The sequence below is a fragment of the Paenibacillus sabinae T27 genome (assembly GCF_000612505.1).
GTDB lineage: Bacteria > Bacillota > Bacilli > Paenibacillales > Paenibacillaceae > Paenibacillus_AQ > Paenibacillus_AQ sabinae.
Genome location: NZ_CP004078.1, coordinates 2596940 through 2613596 on the forward strand (window position 1 = coordinate 2596940; position 16657 = coordinate 2613596).

The window sequence follows — 16657 nt, forward strand, 5'->3', positions numbered from 1 at the left end:
TATGACGATGACCAAAATGCATGTCGGCAATGTGTCGGAAATCGACCTTAAGGGATCGCGGACACTTAAAGTAAGAGATTTGGAAATTGCCTTGTTCCGTCTGTCGAACGGGGAAGTGCTGGCTGTGGAGAACAAGTGCCCGCATAAAGGGGGCACGTTATCGGAAGGAATAGTCTGCGGCGACAAGGTCCACTGTCCGCTGCATGACTGGCGTATTGACCTTCATACGGGAAAAGTGCAGGAGCCTGACACGGGATGCGTTCCCACGTTTGAAGTTGAGGTTGACCCGGCAACTGGCGCCATTTATCTGACAGTCTAAAGGCCGGCAAGTTTCGGTCTCGGGGGATAGATTTCGAAGTCTGGTTAGAAAGGGGGCAGCACATCATGGATTACGTAAAACCCGGTGAAGTTCAGCAGTCAATGATTGATGCAGAGAAGACTAAAGCGGAGCTGACCATTTCTCAGTTGGTGACACGCGGTGTGTTGGGTGGAGCCATACTGGCCTCTGCCACCACCCTGTCTAATACTGCAGCGGCACAGACGAAAATTCCGGTTGCAAGCGCGCTTGTTATTCCGGTGGGGAAAAGCTTATGAAGAGCGGACGTATATCCATCGTCGGGGCGGGGCCGGGAGATCCGGAATTGATCACGTTGAAGGCTGTGCGCCGCATCCGGGAAGCGGATGTCGTGCTGTACGACAGGCTAGTGTCGAAGGAGCTGCTCGATTATGCAAAACCCGATGCGCGCTTGATCTACTGCGGTAAAGCGCCGGGCCAGCACACCATGACCCAGGAACAAATTGAGCATGAGATGATTAATCATGCCCGTCAAGGTTCCAAGGTTGTCAGGCTGAAGGGTGGCGATCCTTACGTGTTCGGCAGAGGCGGCGAGGAAGCGCTGGCCGCCGCTAAGGCCGGTATCGTCTGGGAAGTCGTTCCCGGTATTACTTCTGCTATCGGCGCCGCCGCAGCCGCCGGCATCCCGCTAACGCACCGCGGTGTCGCCGCTTCCTTTGCCGTCATCACCGCCAGCCGGTGCGGCGATCCGGAGGCTCAGCTTGACTGGGAGCATCTTGCTCGCGGCGTGGATACAATAGCCGTATATATGGGAGTTGGCCGCCTGAGACAAATCCGGGAGGAGCTCCTTCGCCATGGCAAATCGGGATCGACGCCGGTGGCGCTGATTGAGAACGGAACAACGAGCCGGCAGCGGACGGCGGTCGGGACACTGGACAATATGGAACAACTGGCTTCTGCGCTCGAGATTGGCAATCCGGCGATGATCATCATCGGGGAGGTTGTCAAAGTGAAAGAGGTGCTGATGAAGCTGGAATCGGCCCCCGATCATCAATCGATCAACTTTTAGTTTCGATTCAGATTCATTTTAGCGGCTGGGGGTTAATTTAGAATCATAACCCCCTTATAATACAGGATTGACCCCGCCGGTAGGCGGGGTCCTTTTTTATTTTTCACATTAATTGACTTTAATGTATCGCTCCGCGAACTGATCCCTGTATTCTTTATTGAAGTAAGGACCGCTGATTTGCTCGGCCCACTGCTCGTCAGTTTCGATGCCATCCAAATCGGTATTGAAAAACTTCTCCACAGAACCTTTGGTCAGGGAGACCGAATAGGTCTTGCCGCTGAACGGCAGGGAAATGTCAATAGATGCCGTACCCGGGAATTGGCGGAACAACTGGACCGGTGCTTCCATAAGAATTTTGTTAATGGCATCGCGGGAGCTGAAATATTCATTATAATCCGCTTTGGTCTTCTGCGTGCCGGGGTTGGCTTGTGCGAACTCCGCGAAGCTTCCGAAGTAATGGATTTCAATATTATCCGTTCCGACCGCAACATCTCTTATATAAGGAGAGCCCTTCAACTGCCGTGAGTAGGCCAGCACATCTGATTTCGGCAAAGGGACCTGATCCGCTGGAGAGGTTTGGCCGGGATATGCCGAAGGCGGGGGGGTTACCGGCTGTGTGTCCGCCGAAGGCGTTACGTCTGGTGGCGATGACGCCGGATTTGCCGCAGAAGCCCCGGGGGCTACCGTCGCTGAAGGTGTGGGAGCCGTTACCTGCGATGGCAATTGCGTGCCTGCAGCCGCCGGCGGAGAGGGTGAAGGAGGGCTGTCCTGTGCTTGCTCTTGCCGCTGTTTTATCGCGGCTGCAATGGCAATCCCCAATACAATAACGACGATAATAACCCAAAACCGCCATTCGGTATAGATGGGCTTTCTCATAATTAGTTCCTCCCAGGCTCTGATTTTGATTGATATCTTAAGTGTAGCAGAATGGGCGTTAGAGGTTAAATGGAGCGAAGGATAGATATTTCAAGCGCTTACAAATAATCTGTGAAATGCTATACTTATATTAAGAAGGGAGGTTGTACTGTGGAACAATCAATCTACTGGATCGGCGGCTCAGCATGTGCTGGAAAAAGCACCATAGCCAAGCGGTACGCGGAGAAGCACGGTTTGGCTTTATATTCCTGCGATGAGCATCTGGATCGTCACTTACAGAACATATCCACTTCAAATCAGCCTGCCATGTACAAGATTTCGAGGATGACTTATAATGAAGCCTTTTATATTAGAAGTGTTCAGGAACAGTTAAAAGAGTATATCGAGTTTTTTAAAGAAGATTTTTCATTCGTCTTGCGTGATCTTGAGGAAAGGAGCCATCAGCCCATTATTGTCGAGGGCAATCAGCTGCTGCCAGCCTTGGTTGCTCCTTGCCTGAAATCCATGCATAAAGCCATCTGGCTGATCCCTACCGAACCTTTTCAGCGTCATCATTACCGTAAGCGGGAGTGGATAGAGGAAATACTGGACTGCACAGATGATCCGGTTGTAGCTTTTGACAAATGGATGATCAGGGATGCCGGATTTGCCGCTTTTGTCGAACATGAAGCCCGAGAACTTAATCTTGATGTATTAAAAATAGACGGGAGCAAAAATTTACAGCAGATCTACAATGAGGTCGAGGAATTTTTTAACCAAAAAGAGCATTAAGCCTCCTCCAGCAATTCTTTCGAATCGTTGCGGACATTGCCGACCTTCGGAGAGACGGGGTAGGCCCGCATTTTGGAAGCGTCATATGGCTTCATCAGCTGGGCCAGACTGTTCGCATCTTGATTGCTTCGCTCAAGCCAGCTAGCCTCATCTTCCCGTCGAAGAATGACCGGCATCCGGTTATGAATTTCCGCCACTAATACATTGGGCTCCGTGGTGATGATGGAACAGGTGCCCAGCTTTGCGCCATCCGTATTCACCCATATATCATAAATCCCCGCCAGTGAAAAAATACCGCCGTCACGCATCACAATCCGCATAGGCTGCTTGCTTCCGCCCTGATTCTTCCATTCGTAAAATCCGTCTGCCGGAATAATGCAGCGCCGCGAGGACAGTAGCTTTTTAAATGAGGGCTTGTCCCGCAGCGTCTCGGCCCGGATATTGATCATTTTGCTTCCGGATCTGTCGTCCGCTGCCCATGCAGGAACAAGCCCCCAGCGCAGCTGGCCGATCCGGTTCCCGGCTCCGGTGCCGATAACGGCGGGGATATATTGCATGGGCGCGGCATTATATTTTGGAGCATAATGTTTGATGGTGACGTCTTCGGTGTAATATTTCAGCATAAGCTCTTCCAATAAGACGGTTATCGTGTAACGGCCGCACATGCTAAGACACCCCCTCAGTTTGTCATCTATGATAAAACAAGCCTGCGCCTTAATCAACCGGAGCTGCTCAATCATGCGGAAGTCGGTTCCTATTTTTATATGCGAGTGTAACATTTATTACATAATAATAGTTATAAAAACAGTATAATTATTGTAAGCAAGGCTAATACCATGGGCTGTATTCGGGCGAAACGGCTCAAACAGGAGGGTAATGTATGGAGCAAATCGTTCAGCTGAAGGAAGAAATCAAGCAATTGAACAGTGAGGCGGTCAGCCTGCAGAACCAGCTTCACGATCTGGCGGAGAGCCTGCCGCTGAATCTGGAACAACTCCCCGGATTGGCTCAACAAACCTTCGAGACCTTTTCTGCGCTGGCAGCCAAGAGACAGGAACTGAAGAGTCTGAAATCGCAGCAAGTTTGAGTTTGCAATAATCAAAAGTGGTTGATTGGGGCGCTGCTCCGAATGGGACCTATCCGGTGACCGTAAAGGTTGCAAGGAGAGGTCCCATTTTCTTCTGCCGGATCGCAATTTGGGGCTAAAGCAGGCACAAAATAAGGATTCCGCCTATATACTGTTGAAAAAAGAAGGAGTCAGCCCAATGAATGTTTATTTCCCGATTTATCACCATTACGCTACCGGCAGCCCCATCAAATGGAATGGACCCCATCGAAAGTAGAGTTGAACAGGAAGCTCAGAACTTTGTGGGAGCAGCATGCGTTCTGGACCCGGTTAACGGTCAACAGTATCGTCGACGGCCTTAAGGATGAAAAAGAAACAACGGAAAGGCTTCTCCGGAATCCCGACGATTTTGCGGCTGTTCTAGCCCCACTGTATGGTCCGGCTGTCGCGGCCGAATTTGCCAAATTATTGCGGGGGCATCTCACGATCGCAGCAGAGCTCGTCAAGGCTTTGAAAGCGGGGAACTCCAAAGCGGCAGCGGACGCCCAGAAACGGTGGTATGAAAATGCGGATGCTATCGCTAAGTTTTAAGCCGAATCAATCCCCATTGGTCCGAGGCAGAATGGCGCCGCATGCTTCATGAGCATTTGAGGCTGCTCAGCAATGAGGTTGCTACGCGTATTGCGGGCAATTATGCGGAGAACGTCGCATCAAGTGACCGGATCGAAGCCCAGGCGCTTGAGATGGCCGACGTCATGACTCGCGGTATCGTCCAACAGTTTCCTTCATCTTTTCTTCGCTGATTCACGGCTTTAATCCCTTACCGAGATTTTATTCATTTACAGAATGTACCAGTTGATTTACACTATTTTTTGAAGCTGCATTACAAGGAGATGAGACATTTGATGGCACAACCAGGGATATTTTATGGCGGTGGATTGGCTATAGCTCCATTTTTCTTCTTTTTTTGGCTGATTTCAGCAGGGCTTGGGATTTACGCCTTTGTCCTGTTTGTCAAGCTTGCCCGTCGTGGAATTGAAGCGTTGGACTTATACATTTATACGAAAAATCGTGAAATTCGTGATGGTTATGAAACATACAAACCGGAGGACCGAGTTTAGAAAAATAAGCAAAGACCCCGTCAGCCGTCAGGCCGGCGGGGTTGTTTTGCATTTCAGCATTACCTATCGTACGGAAGGGCTGGTGCTTTCTGTTCAGGATGAAGATGGAGCGCCGGTTAAGTCCTCGATATCTGTAGATCCATAGACAAGCAAAGCGATAACTATGATCAATAGAATATTTCCGGCAAAACTTTCTCCGTCGAAGCAGCTCATTTCCGTTCCCCCGCCTTCTTTTCCTGAAAATTATTTGCTGTTCCCGGTTTTCTTCTTTAAAGCTTCCATCAGATCGTTTAAGGTTAAGCCGCCGTTATCATTCATGAAGTTAACCAGCTTTTCAACGTTGCTGTCGCTGATATCACTTAATTTTTTGTATTTGCCCACCAGGCTGATGACCAGGGAAGCATCAGTGAACAGCTGAACGGAATCGACTTTAAGTTTGCCGGTTAACAAAAGCGCGGCCACCGCTAATTCAAGCCCTTTGTTTTCCTTGATCAAGGAAGCAGGGGTTTTCTTTTTGGAGTTTGAGTTATTGCGTTTTCCGAGAGGAGCCAAGATTCTCCCTTCCTCCCTGTGCTGAACTTGAGAAGGATTTCGGTATTTCTTCTGTACCACACTTTATGCTTGCTCAAAGCTTTTGGTTAATAGATAGAATTCCTGATAGGTAACTTGCGGGGGAGGGGGGGATAGTTTTTGCGGCGAGCTAAGGTTGCTGGATTATACAAAAAAATCGGGCCCCGTCTCGCGACGAGGCCCTTCATGGGAGAGGAGAAACCGGACGAAGAGCTTATGGGGAAGCGTAAGCTTGCTCCGCGGTTGTCTTCGACATTTTGTGATGTCGATAATTACAGGATGACCCCGGATAACCGGTTTTATACATCTGACCCTAAATTTTATCCGCCGCCTTAGGTGACGGGGTGTGACAAACTTTTTTATTTAGAGGCGGGAATGTGGTACGATAGGCGTGAAATTATGCCGCTAACGGCGTAATAAATAGATATACAGAGCAGGTGAAGCAAGCAGTGAGAGTGGTGTCGGGCACAGCCAAGGGAAGACCTTTAAAAAGCGTTCCGGGAACCGGAACCCGCCCTACGACCGATAAGGTCAAGGAGGCGATTTTCAGCATGATCGGCCCTTATTTCGATGGAGGCGATTGTTTGGACCTATTCGCCGGGACCGGCGGACTTGGAATCGAAGCTCTGAGCAGAGGCATCGGGAGCGCCGTATTTATTGACAAGGAGCCGAAAAGCATCGATACAGTGCGCGAGAATTTAAAGACGGCAAAGCTTGAAGAGCAAGCCGAGGTATACCGGAACGATGCGAACAAGGCATTGGTCGCGCTCGAGAAACGGGGGCGGAGGTTCGATCTCGTATTTCTGGACCCGCCTTACCGGCATAAATTCGGGGACGAGCTTATGGCCATGATGATTGACAAAGGGCTGCTGCGCGAAGGCGCGGTCATTGTGCTTGAGCATGAGTCCGGTTATGAATATCCTGAATTAATTCCGGGCTTTATACGGATGCGTCATGCAGTGTATGGTGAGACGGCGGTATCCATTTACCGTTATGAACCCGGCGCCGAGACCGACATCGACAAGGATGAGGGGGTATAAAAGTGAGTCTGCAAATCAGAGAGGAAAGAATCGCGATTTACCCCGGCAGTTTCGATCCGGTAACGCTGGGCCACATTGATATCATTGAGCGGGCGGCGAAGCAATTCGACCGGCTCGTCGTGGCTGTCTTGAACAATATAAGCAAAAACCCGCTGTTCTCTGTTGAGGAACGCATCGATTTGCTTCACGAGGTAACATCGCATCTTCCCAATGTGGAAATTGACAGCTTCCGGGATTTGACTGCCAACTATGTCAGGCAAAAAAATGCGCACGTCATCGTACGGGGCATCCGCACCGTTACCGATTTCGAATATGAGCTGCAAATCGCTACCATTAACAGCAAGCTGAATTCGGATGCCGAGACGATTTTTATGATGACGAATCCGAAGTATTCCTATCTGAGTTCCAGCGTGGTCAAAGAAATCGGCCATTTTGGCGGCGATTTGACCGATTTCGTGACTCCGGAGGTCGAACGGGCCATCCGGCGGAAGTTCAGTGAAAATGGCGGCGGAGAGCGAAAGTAAGCCGGACGGCAAAGGCCAGCACCAGCAGGGCGAGCAGGGTTAACGCGAACAGGGCGGCTGCATTCGGAAAAAAGCTCCAAACCGCTCCTTCGACGGTTGATCCGGACAGAGTAGAAAAGTTCCCACCGGAAAAAGCGGGCAGCGTCTCCTGAATCGCCGAAATTGGCTTATAGAGCAGCAGCGTCAGTAGAAACGCATAACCGCCATGCAGCAGCCGCCCGCCGGCAAACGGGAGGAAGTGGGCGCCGGCGGGTCTCAGCACCGTCAGTGATTGGAGCTGTGCGCTGATGCCGCTCCAGCCCAGCGCCCCCGACAGAACTGCAAGTCCCAGCGGTCCGACGGATGCGCCTGGAATTGCCGGGGGAAACGAGGCTCCCGACGTGAGCGCCTTCGCCCCGAGATGAATTTCGAGAAAGCTGGCGGGCAGCGCTGCGGGCAGTGCAGGCCACACCCTTGCCACAATATTGACGACAACGGAGAAGATAATGATATATCCCCCGGCCAGCATCAGGCTCTGCACCGAGGCGCCAACCGACTCGCCGAGCAGTCTGCCGAAGCTGCGGCCGTCTCTGGCGCGGGCGTCCAATGCAGCGGATACCGCGCGCCGGATCAGGGAAGCCCGCCGTTTGGCGGGGGCATCTGGAGGAGCGGTATCCTTGCGGTGCGAAGCTCCCGCCGAAACCGTCATGCCCGCGACGAGGCCCGCCAGCCAGTGCACGGCCAGCAAGCCGTAACCGGCCGAGGGGCTGTGAAGCATGGCGGTGCCGACGACGATCAGCAGCGTCACTGGGCTGGCGAAATGGGCAAGCGACGCCAGACGGCAGGCATCTCTGGCAGAGATTTCGCCCTGCCTGTGCAGCTGGAGCGCGCCCTGGGCTCCGCCGGGGAAGCCGGATGCCATCCCAAGTGCCAGTGTCCAGCCCGCGGAGCCAGGCAGGCGGAAGAGAAGCTTCATGATCGGTTCCAGTAGGACGCCGACGGCGTGGACGAAACCGGATGCGCTTAGCATTTCCGAGAGCATCAGAAATGGCAGCAGTGCTGGAAAGACGAGCGTCCACCACAGCTGGAGGCCCTGAAGTGAGGCATGAAACGAGCTTTCCGGCGAGGAAATGATGGCTGCTGCGAGAAGTATGGCCAGGCCCCCGGACAGAAAAGGAGCGGATTGTTTGGCGATTTGTTTTATTTTGACGCTCATGTTTCATTCCACCTCCTCATAGCTTGGGAGCAGACGAGTTCTCTAACAATTTATGCAGGCTTGGCAGTCTTCATGCTAATGCGGGTGCAGGACAGAAGGCTCCTTCATCGCACTATACATAACCGGAAATAAAGGGCGGAGTTTATTGGAAAGAAGGGGAACTCCTTTGAGGCAGTCCAGGAACAGAACGGGAATACGTGCAGGAGTTTATCTGTTCACGCTAATCGTGCTAATCTACGTTATTGTGTTCATGGGGACGCCTTACGTGGTGTACCAGCCGGGAGCGGCTTCCGAGGTTGCCCCCATGATCAAGGTAGAGAATGAGGATGGAGATGAAGCTGGAACGTTCATGATGACCACCGTTTCCGCCAGCTATGCGAATGTGGCACTGCTGATCTATTCAGCGCTGAACCCGAATGCCGAAATCGCTCGCAAAGCTGAAAGACTCGGCAACCAGTCAGAGGATGAGTACGCGGCTACACAGGTGTACTATATGAGCAGCTCACAGTCGAATGCCGTGGAGGCCGCATACAAGGCGGCAGGAATTCCTTACCGAGATGTCACCGATTATTTGTTCGTGTTCTCCGTTCCCGGAGAGACCGGTCATAAGCAGCTTCAGCCCGGAGACAAAATTCTAGTCGTCGACGGTCAGCAGGTGGCCAATCCAGAAGAGTTGAGCAAGCTGCTCTCAACCAGAAAAGTCGGGGATGAGGTGGCGGTATCGCTTGAACGAAAGGGCAAAAAGCTTACCGAGGACGTGACGCTCGTGGAAATCAAGGACAGCGGCAAGAAGGCGGTTCGTCCAGGATTGGGCGTCGTTATCGGGGCTATTCAAAAGGTTAAGGCATCGGAGCCGGGAAGGGAAGTCAGCTTCACGGATACCGATGTCGGAGGACCGTCGGCGGGCTTGATGTTCACGATGGAAATATACAACCGGTTAACGAAGGGCGATCTGACCAAAGGGTACAGGGTCGCAGGAACCGGCACGATCGATCCTAAGGGAGAGGTGGGTCCGATTGGCGGAGTGCAGTTCAAAATCGTCGCCGCCGAGCGGAAGGGTGCTGAAATCTTTTTTGTTCCGGTGAAGAACTTTGAAGAAGCCAAGGCGAAGGCGGACAAGATCGGCGCCAAAATGAAACTGGTACCCGTATCGACGTTGGACCAGGCTATTCAGTATATGAAGAAGCTGCCGGTCAAACCATAACCGGCGGCTGCAGATAGTCGCTGTACAGATCGCTGCGCAGCGGGTTCGCAAAGGCGGCGGCATACGCCGAAGAAGCCTGAAGATCCCGCACAAGCATAGGATCAGAGCAGAGCGCCGGCCGGATGATGACGGGGAGGGCGGCGCTTTGCTTCATTTTTTTGAGAAGCGGCCGGCCGCTTTCCCTGAAGCCGAGCACCCGGATATATCCCGGCCCTTTTGACAGCGATTCCGGCGAGAATTCTTCCTTGCCATGATTCAGCATGATATGCAGCAGCATCCGCTGAAGCCGGGTACGGGTATAGCGTTTGCTCTTCAAGGCGGAGAGCAGTCCATCGACCGTGAACCGTTCAAGCTCCGTTACAACGCGGAGAAGACGGTTCTCCAAGCCTTCGCCGACATCAAGCAGTCCGGCAAGCTCGGCGGCTGTCCGGGTGGAGAGAAGATGAAGCAGCGGGGACCGGAAGCTTTCCCAATCGAGAGGCCCCCGGCCTTCTGTCTGTTCGCGCCGGAGGATGCTCAGGCTGTATTCCGGCATATAGCCTTCAGGAGAGCCGCCCTCCCGCAGCAGCCCGCGCAGCGCCGTTGCACTGGCGATCGAGGCTCCCGGGCGGAGCGGATCGTGAAAGCCCGCCCCGAGGCGGGGAACAGTCAGCGGGACGATCCCGCTGCCCAGCCGCCGCAGGGCGATCAGGTAATGGAGACCGAGACTGTTGTTCGGTCTCCGCAAGAGATCCTCCAGGCCGCTGCCGCTGCCTGGAGAACCGGCGCTGCCCTCAGCAGCGTCTCCCTGACCAGCCGCCGGTTCGGCTGGTCCTGCGCTGCTGCCTGCAGCGCCCGCCGGACCGCCTTCGCCAAGGCGGTCCCGCCAAGCAAGCGCCGCCGCCGCGCTGTAAGCGGCGGGGAAGCTCTCGCCGAGCGCGAGACGCCGGCGAATCTCACGCTGGAGCGGCCCGCTTTCTTCGGCGAGAAAGCGGGCCAGCGGCAGCAGCTGCGCCAGGCTGCCGGACTCGGAGCCGAAGCACAGGCTGTCCACGACGCCTGTCGCTTCAAGCAGCGAAGCCGCTCCGTAGGCGAACCACTCCGCGGGCTGCACGGCATATGCGACCGGGAGCTCGATCACAAGGTCAGCGCCCATGCGGAGGGCCATTTCAGTCCGCGCCCGCTTGCTTAGGGCCGCGGGCTCTCCGCGCTGGGTGAACGGGCCGCTCATCACGACGATGGAACGGGATGCGCCGGACCGTCTCTTGGCCTCTTCGAAATGATGGACATGCCCGTTATGCAAAGGATTGTATTCGGCAATAATTCCTACTGTCGGCACCAGGGGTTCACTCCTGTTCGGTTTATCGGTCCGTTCTGAGAAAGTGTATAAAATCTCCGTCAAAACGTCCCGAATCGGTTACTAATAGTTATAACATAAATCCTCCCGTCTTCTGCAACAATATAAAGGGAAAATGGTTGACAAAGGTAATAAACGATAGGTATAATAAATTTTGTTTGTTTGGAGTGATATCTATGAAGTTTCACTTTCGCAAAATTGCAAATGCCGACGGACCTTTGCGCTTTCACGAGAACGTGGATGTCAGCGAAGCCGTCAAGGGGCGTAAGGATATTTTGACTGTATCGCCGTTATTGGCCGATCTCGATGCGCTGCCCGCGGGTGCGGATCTCGTAACCGTGGAGGGTAAGCTGAGCGGAGATGCGGACATGTTATGTGCTCGTTGCCTGACTCCAGTCAAGAGCCATATGGATATTCCTTTTGCCGAGACGTTCAAGTGGGGTAAGGAACCGGCCGAGCCGGAGGAAGAGGAAGACGAGGATTTGATTTACGTGACCGATGAAGCCGTGGATCTAAAGCCTTATGTCGTGGAGAGCTTTCTTCTCCATTTACCGCTTTCCGTGCTCTGCACTTCAGATTGCAAAGGACTCTGTCCGACTTGCGGGAAGAACTTGAACGAAGGCGCCTGCACTTGCGACAACACCGTAATCGATCCGCGTCTCGCCGGATTGAAGGATTTTTTCAAATGAGAAGATGAAATAAACAACCTGTATTAACGGGTTTACTTGAATAAGGAGGTGGAACACATGGCAGTACCTCAACGTAGAACGTCCAAAACACGCCGTGACAAGCGTCGCACGCACTTTAAGCTGGTTGTGCCGGGCATGGTGAAATGTGAACAATGTGGAGAACTGAAGCTTGCTCACCACGTATGCAAAGTGTGCGGAACGTACAAAGCTAGAGAGATCATCAAACAATAGTGATCTTTCTGAACAAAGTAGTACTTCATCTATTGGTGAGGTGCTATTTTTTTTGCGGATTATAAGCATGGGTTGTAAGTTGGATAGCACAATGCAGTTTTTGCGTCATGGCGCGGGTTTGAAGTCAATGCTTTATTTTTCCGGCTTCATGCTTTATACTACATACTAGTACCTGGTTCTAATTTATGAATTTATGATTGCTTCCATATCATTTGCGGCCGTTCAGAGGCCGGTCATTGCTTGCGAAGGGACGGACGGGAGGTGAACCGCCATCGAGCGATTGACAAAAAAAGAACGCCAGCAGAAGCTGCTGCAGATCATTGCGGACAATCCTTTTGTCACGGACCGCGAGCTTACGCGGCAGCTGAAGGTTAGCATACAGACGATCCGGCTGGACCGTATGGAACTCGGCATTCCGGAGCTGCGGGAGCGCATGAAGCAGATGGCGGAGCATTCCTATGATCAAGTGCGTTCCCTTCCGGCGGATGAAGTGGTTGGGGATATCGTTGATTTGCAGCTGGACAAGAGCGGGATCTCGATCTTCGAGATTCGTGAGGAGCATGTCTTCTCCAGAAACGGCATTGCACGGGGGCATTATGTGTTCGCGCAGGCCAACTCGCTTGCGGTTGCCGTCATCAACGATGAAATCGCACTTACGGCTTCGGCCGATATCCGTTTTGTACGCATGGTCCGGCTCGGTGAGAAATGCATTTCCAAGGCTTATGTCCGTTCGCTGGCGGGCCGCAGGGGCAAGGCCGAGGTCGACGTGTTCACTTATGTCGGCGAAGAGATGGTCTTTCAGGGCCATTTCGTCGTGTACCGGTCCGCGGCAGAAGAATACAGCGAAGGGGGAAGCCGAAGTGCAGATCGCCATTGACGCCATGGGCGGGGATCATGCGCCCGAGAGCAATGTAGAAGGCGCTTTGTCCGCGGCGACGGAGTGGAAAGATACGCAGATCGTGCTGGTAGGCGATGAAGCAAAGCTTACGCCGCTGCTTAAGAATAAACCGTCCAATGTAACGGTACGCCATGCGAGCGAAGTCATTGGGACAGATGAAGAGCCCGTCAGAGCCGTTCGGAGAAAAAAAGATTCATCCATGGTTGTTGCGGGAAGAATGATAAAAGAAGGCGAAGCCGAGGCCATGATATCAGCCGGCAATACAGGGGCTCTTATGACGACGGGGCTGCTTGTCGTCGGCAGAATGCAGGGGATCGAGCGGCCGGCGCTTGCCCCCATGATCCCAACCCTCGATGATGTAGGGGTGCTGGCTTTGGACCTTGGTGCGAATATGGACGCCGAGCCGCAGCATCTGGCGCAGTACGCGCTGATGGGAAGCATTTACCGCAGCAAGATGCACGGGATTTCGCGGCCGCGCGTAGGGCTGCTGAACGTTGGCGCCGAACCGGGCAAGGGGAACAAGCTGACCAAGGAAGCCTATCCGCTGCTGGAGCAGCTGGAGGGCATTCACTTTGTCGGCAATGTGGAAGCGCGTGACGTATTGACGGGAAGCTGCGATGTGCTTGTCTGCGATGGCTTTGCGGGAAATATCTTGCTCAAGTCGCTCGAGGGAACGGCGGGAGCGATTTTTTCCCTGCTCAAGGAACAGTTCAGCAAGTCTATTAAGACAAAGCTAGGGGCAGCGATACTTATGCCCGAACTTAGAGGACTTAAGGGCAAGATGGATTACAAGGAGCACGGCGGAGCGCCGCTGCTCGGCTTAAACGGTCTGATCGTCAAGGGACATGGATCTTCCGACGGCAACGCCATCAAGAATGCCGTCCGGCAGGCACGGCAGGCGCTCTCATCCGGTCTTGTGCCAAGCATATCCAAGGAAATTAGCGGGAAGTGAGTGACAATATGAAGAGCTTACGGCCGGTCGGTATTATCGGCACCGGTAAATATGTGCCGGAGAGAATATTGACCAACAGCGATTTGGAAAAAATAGTGGAAACGAATGACGAATGGATCGTGAGCCGCACAGGCATCCGGGAGCGCCATATCGCGGCTCCGGAACAGGCGACCTCTGATCTGGCTTACGAGGCAGCGCTCCGTGCGCTTGCATCGGCGGGCATGAAGCCCGAGGATCTGGACCTGATCATTGTCGCAACGATTACGCCTGACACGACATTCCCTTCTACGGCTTGCATTCTGCAGGATAAGCTTGGCGCGAAGGGGGCTGCTGCGTTCGATCTGTCTGCAGCCTGCTCCGGCTTCGTATACAGCCTGGCGACGGCGGTCGGCTTCATTCAGAACGGCATGTACAACAACGCCTTGATTATCGGTGCGGACGCGCTGTCCCGGATTACGGACTATACGGACCGCAATACTTGCGTGCTGTTCGGCGACGGCGCTGGAGCGGTTATTGTCGGCGAAGTGCCGGAAGGACGGGGCTTCCAGTCCTTCGATCTCGGCGCCGAAGGCGCCGGCGGACCGCTCCTGAAGCTCGAAGGCGGCGGCTCGCGGCTGCCTGCTTCGGTGGAAACGGTTGAAGGCAAGAAGCATTTTATCTACATGAACGGACGGGAAGTCTTCAAGTTCGCGGTCCGGGTTATGGGAACTGCAACGGAGAAGGTATTGAACAAAGCCGGTCTTACGAAAGAAGACATCGATCTGTTCGTGCCGCATCAGGCGAATATTCGGATCATTCAGTCGGCGATGCAGCGTCTGGAGCTTCCGCCGGAGAAGTGTGTTATTAATGTAGATAAATATGCGAACACTTCGGCCGCATCCATCCCGCTTGCCCTTGTGGAAGCGGCGGAAGAGGGCCGGATAAAGGAAGGCGACACCGTTCTGCTGGTCGGCTTCGGCGGCGGCCTGACATGGGGCGCTTCCATCTTGATTTGGTAAGTGAAAGGGAGTTATAGCATAATGGGTAAAATCGCATTCGTATTTCCCGGACAGGGCGCGCAGGCGGTCGGCATGGCGAAGGATGTATTCGAAGCCGTTCCCGAGGCCCGCGCGATATTTGAAACAGGCGATGAGGTTCTCGGCTTTCCGCTTAGCCAGCTCGTCTTCGAAGGGCCTGAAAGCGAGCTGAAACAGACCGTCAACACGCAGCCTGCACTGCTGACCGCAAGCGCAGCCTATCTGGAAGCGCTGAAGGGCAAAGGCCTTGAGCCGGATTACGTGGCTGGGCACAGCCTGGGCGAATACAGCGCGCTGGTTGCAGCCGGAGTCCTGACCTACGAGGACGCCGTCAAGCTCGTGCGTCTGCGCGGCCGGTTTATGGAAGAAGCCGTGCCGGGAGGACAAGGCGCGATGGCAGCCGTACTGGGAGCCGAGCGCGAGGCGCTGGCCGAGCTGTGCCGGAGCATATCGGAGCAGGAAGGCCCGGTTGAGCTGGCCAACGTCAACTGCCCGGGACAAATTGTCGTATCCGGCTCGCAGGCAGGCGTGAACGCAGTCGTTCAGCGGGTGAAGGAAGCGGGCGGCAAGCGGGCAATTCCGCTGGAAGTGAGCGGCCCTTTCCATTCCTCCCTGATGAAGGAGGCGGCAGAGCGTCTGGCGGACGAGCTTGCCAAGATCACGTTCAATGCTCCGTCCGTTCCGGTTGTCGTCAATGTTACTGCTCTTCCCGTTACCGATCCGCAGGAGATCCGCGAACTGCTGGTTCGGCAGGTGTACTCGCCGGTGCTGTGGCAGGACTCCGTGGAGCGGCTGATTGCAGATGGCGTGGACACGTTTGTCGAGATCGGTTCCGGAAGCGTGCTGGCCGGACTTATCCGCAAAATTGACAAGAACGTCAAAGTGATCAACATCAACAGTCTGGCAAGCATTGAGGCTCTTGCCTGACCTGTGAACGGATTCGAACCGCGCAAATAAGTTTTACGGATAATGAAAGGGGAATATAAGGATGTTCTCATCATTGCGGGGCCAGACGGCCCTCGTCACCGGCGGGTCGCGCGGCATCGGCCGCAGCATCGCACTGGCGCTGGCGGAGTACGGCGTCAAGGTTGCCGTGAACTATTCCGGAAGCGAGGATGCGGCGCGGGAGACCGTGGAACGCATCGCGGAGCTCGGCTCCGAAGGCATCGCCCTCCGGGGGAATGTCGGCAGCGTCGAACAGGCGGAAGCTCTGGTTAAAGAGACCCTTAACGCTTGGGGACGGATCGATATTCTCGTCAACAATGCCGGGATTACACGCGACAACCTGATCATGCGGATGAAAGAGGAAGAGTTCGACCAGGTCATCGAGACGAATCTGAAAGGCGTGTTTAACTGCCTGAAGGCGGCCACCCGCCCGATGATGAAGCAGCGCTATGGCCGGATCATCAACATTTCCTCCGTGGTCGGCGTGACGGGCAATCCCGGGCAGGCGAACTATTCGGCGGCCAAGGCAGGCATTATCGGGCTGACCAAGTCGGCGGCGCGCGAGCTGGCTTCCCGCGGCATTACAGTCAACTGCATTGCCCCTGGCTTTATCGACACCGATATGACCCGCCAGCTGTCCGAGGAAGTGCGCGCCGATCTCGCGAAGGGTATTCCGCTGGCCCGTCTTGGATTGCCGGAAGAAATCGCGTCGGCTGTCCTCTTCCTCTCGTCGGAGGGAGCGGCTTATATGACAGGACAGACCCTTCATGTAGATGGCGGCATGTACATGTAAAGTGATCAGAAACCCCTTACCGGGGTGCTAAGTACGGGAATGAGCTGCTGTAAAGCGTTTTTTTCG

General features: G+C 54.2%; 23 protein-coding genes. 18 read left to right on the forward strand and 5 right to left on the reverse strand.

The window, feature by feature from the left end; all coding sequences use genetic code 11:
- Positions 1-7: 7 nt before the first annotated feature.
- The 3 genes from nirD (at position 8) to cobA (ending at position 1364) form a co-directional block, all read left to right on the forward strand.
- Positions 8-319, forward strand: coding sequence for a nitrite reductase small subunit NirD (nirD, locus tag PSAB_RS11920; protein WP_025334809.1), 312 nt, complete (start codon positions 8-10; stop codon positions 317-319).
- 65 nt (positions 320-384) lie between these two features.
- Positions 385-594 (forward strand): hypothetical protein, encoded by a 210-nt coding sequence (locus PSAB_RS11925; protein WP_025334810.1) that lies wholly within the window; start codon positions 385-387, stop codon positions 592-594.
- A complete protein-coding gene (cobA, locus tag PSAB_RS11930) occupies positions 591-1364 on the forward strand; it encodes a uroporphyrinogen-III C-methyltransferase (protein WP_025334811.1) in 774 nt (257 codons plus the stop codon). Before PSAB_RS11925 ends, cobA begins: the two co-directional genes overlap by 4 nt.
- 108 nt (positions 1365-1472) lie before the next feature.
- On the opposite strand, the gene PSAB_RS11935 is transcribed toward cobA, so the two are convergent.
- On the reverse strand, positions 1473-2240 hold the full coding sequence (locus PSAB_RS11935; protein WP_025334812.1) for a hypothetical protein: 768 nt from the start codon (positions 2238-2240) through the stop codon (positions 1473-1475).
- Positions 2241-2390: 150 nt separating this feature from the next.
- Between PSAB_RS11935 and PSAB_RS11940 the strand changes: the two genes are divergently transcribed.
- Positions 2391-3011 carry a hypothetical protein gene (locus PSAB_RS11940; protein ID WP_025334813.1) on the forward strand — a complete coding sequence of 207 codons (621 nt, stop codon included), beginning with the start codon at positions 2391-2393 and terminating at the stop codon, positions 3009-3011.
- On the opposite strand, the gene PSAB_RS11945 is transcribed toward PSAB_RS11940, so the two are convergent.
- Positions 3008-3676, reverse strand: coding sequence for an SOS response-associated peptidase (locus PSAB_RS11945; protein ID WP_025334814.1), 669 nt, complete (start codon positions 3674-3676; stop codon positions 3008-3010). The genes PSAB_RS11940 and PSAB_RS11945 overlap by 4 nt on opposite strands.
- Positions 3677-3891: 215 nt before the next feature.
- Here PSAB_RS11945 and PSAB_RS11950 point away from each other — a divergent pair, with 215 nt between their 5' ends.
- From PSAB_RS11950 to PSAB_RS11960, 4 genes are all read left to right on the forward strand, one after another.
- Positions 3892-4098, forward strand: coding sequence for a CCE_0567 family metalloprotein (locus PSAB_RS11950; RefSeq protein WP_025334815.1), 207 nt, complete (start codon positions 3892-3894; stop codon positions 4096-4098).
- A gap of 279 nt (positions 4099-4377) precedes the next feature.
- Positions 4378-4668 carry a hypothetical protein gene (locus tag PSAB_RS26140; protein ID WP_226991792.1) on the forward strand — a complete coding sequence of 97 codons (291 nt, stop codon included), beginning with the start codon at positions 4378-4380 and terminating at the stop codon, positions 4666-4668.
- Between the two features lie 41 nt (positions 4669-4709).
- Positions 4710-4880: a hypothetical protein gene (locus PSAB_RS26145; protein WP_226991793.1), complete on the forward strand. Its 171-nt coding sequence runs from the start codon at positions 4710-4712 to the stop codon at positions 4878-4880.
- Between the two features lie 102 nt (positions 4881-4982).
- Positions 4983-5198, forward strand: a complete 216-nt coding sequence (locus tag PSAB_RS11960) for a hypothetical protein (protein WP_025334816.1) — start codon at positions 4983-4985, stop codon at positions 5196-5198.
- Positions 5199-5441: 243 nt separating this feature from the next.
- Here the strand turns inward: PSAB_RS11960 and PSAB_RS11965 are convergent, their stop codons facing one another.
- Positions 5442-5750: a hypothetical protein gene (locus PSAB_RS11965; protein WP_025334817.1), complete on the reverse strand. Its 309-nt coding sequence runs from the start codon at positions 5748-5750 to the stop codon at positions 5442-5444.
- Between the two features lie 467 nt (positions 5751-6217).
- Here PSAB_RS11965 and rsmD point away from each other — a divergent pair, with 467 nt between their 5' ends.
- Positions 6218-6808 (forward strand): 16S rRNA (guanine(966)-N(2))-methyltransferase RsmD, encoded by a 591-nt coding sequence (rsmD, locus tag PSAB_RS11975; RefSeq protein WP_038595818.1) that lies wholly within the window; start codon positions 6218-6220, stop codon positions 6806-6808.
- 2 nt (positions 6809-6810) lie between these two features.
- Positions 6811-7332, forward strand: a complete 522-nt coding sequence (gene coaD, locus PSAB_RS11980; RefSeq protein WP_025334818.1) for a pantetheine-phosphate adenylyltransferase — start codon at positions 6811-6813, stop codon at positions 7330-7332.
- Here the strand turns inward: coaD and PSAB_RS11985 are convergent.
- Positions 7301-8527, reverse strand: coding sequence for a nucleoside recognition domain-containing protein (locus PSAB_RS11985; RefSeq protein WP_025334819.1), 1227 nt, complete (start codon positions 8525-8527; stop codon positions 7301-7303). The two genes, coaD and PSAB_RS11985, sit on opposite strands and share 32 nt — an antisense overlap.
- Before the next feature lie 166 nt (positions 8528-8693).
- Here PSAB_RS11985 and PSAB_RS11990 point away from each other — a divergent pair, with 166 nt between their 5' ends.
- Positions 8694-9731 carry a SepM family pheromone-processing serine protease gene (locus PSAB_RS11990; protein ID WP_025334820.1) on the forward strand — a complete coding sequence of 346 codons (1038 nt, stop codon included), beginning with the start codon at positions 8694-8696 and terminating at the stop codon, positions 9729-9731.
- On the opposite strand, the gene PSAB_RS11995 is transcribed toward PSAB_RS11990, so the two are convergent.
- The gene (locus PSAB_RS11995) at positions 9721-11049 is read right to left on the reverse strand and encodes a tRNA(Met) cytidine acetate ligase (protein ID WP_025334821.1); all 1329 of its coding nucleotides are present in this window, start codon (positions 11047-11049) and stop codon (positions 9721-9723) included. The two genes, PSAB_RS11990 and PSAB_RS11995, sit on opposite strands and share 11 nt — an antisense overlap.
- Before the next feature lie 194 nt (positions 11050-11243).
- Here PSAB_RS11995 and PSAB_RS12000 point away from each other — a divergent pair, with 194 nt between their 5' ends.
- From PSAB_RS12000 to fabG, 7 genes are all read left to right on the forward strand, one after another.
- On the forward strand, positions 11244-11756 hold the full coding sequence (locus PSAB_RS12000; protein ID WP_025334822.1) for a YceD family protein: 513 nt from the start codon (positions 11244-11246) through the stop codon (positions 11754-11756).
- Positions 11757-11813: 57 nt separating this feature from the next.
- Complete coding sequence (rpmF, locus tag PSAB_RS12005; protein ID WP_019911234.1) at positions 11814-11987, forward strand: 50S ribosomal protein L32; 174 nt, start codon at positions 11814-11816, stop codon at positions 11985-11987.
- Between the two features lie 280 nt (positions 11988-12267).
- Complete coding sequence (gene fapR / locus PSAB_RS12010; RefSeq protein ID WP_025334823.1) at positions 12268-12864, forward strand: transcription factor FapR; 597 nt, start codon at positions 12268-12270, stop codon at positions 12862-12864.
- Positions 12848-13837 carry a phosphate acyltransferase PlsX gene (gene plsX / locus PSAB_RS12015; RefSeq protein WP_025334824.1) on the forward strand — a complete coding sequence of 330 codons (990 nt, stop codon included), beginning with the start codon at positions 12848-12850 and terminating at the stop codon, positions 13835-13837. The genes fapR and plsX overlap by 17 nt, the downstream gene beginning before the upstream one ends.
- Before the next feature lie 8 nt (positions 13838-13845).
- Positions 13846-14835, forward strand: a complete 990-nt coding sequence (locus PSAB_RS12020; RefSeq protein ID WP_025334825.1) for a beta-ketoacyl-ACP synthase III — start codon at positions 13846-13848, stop codon at positions 14833-14835.
- A 21-nt stretch (positions 14836-14856) separates the two neighbouring features.
- Positions 14857-15780 carry an ACP S-malonyltransferase gene (gene fabD, locus PSAB_RS12025; RefSeq protein WP_025334826.1) on the forward strand — a complete coding sequence of 308 codons (924 nt, stop codon included), beginning with the start codon at positions 14857-14859 and terminating at the stop codon, positions 15778-15780.
- Between the two features lie 61 nt (positions 15781-15841).
- A complete protein-coding gene (gene fabG, locus PSAB_RS12030) occupies positions 15842-16591 on the forward strand; it encodes a 3-oxoacyl-[acyl-carrier-protein] reductase (RefSeq protein WP_025334827.1) in 750 nt (249 codons plus the stop codon).
- The last annotated feature ends 66 nt before the right edge of the window (positions 16592-16657 follow it).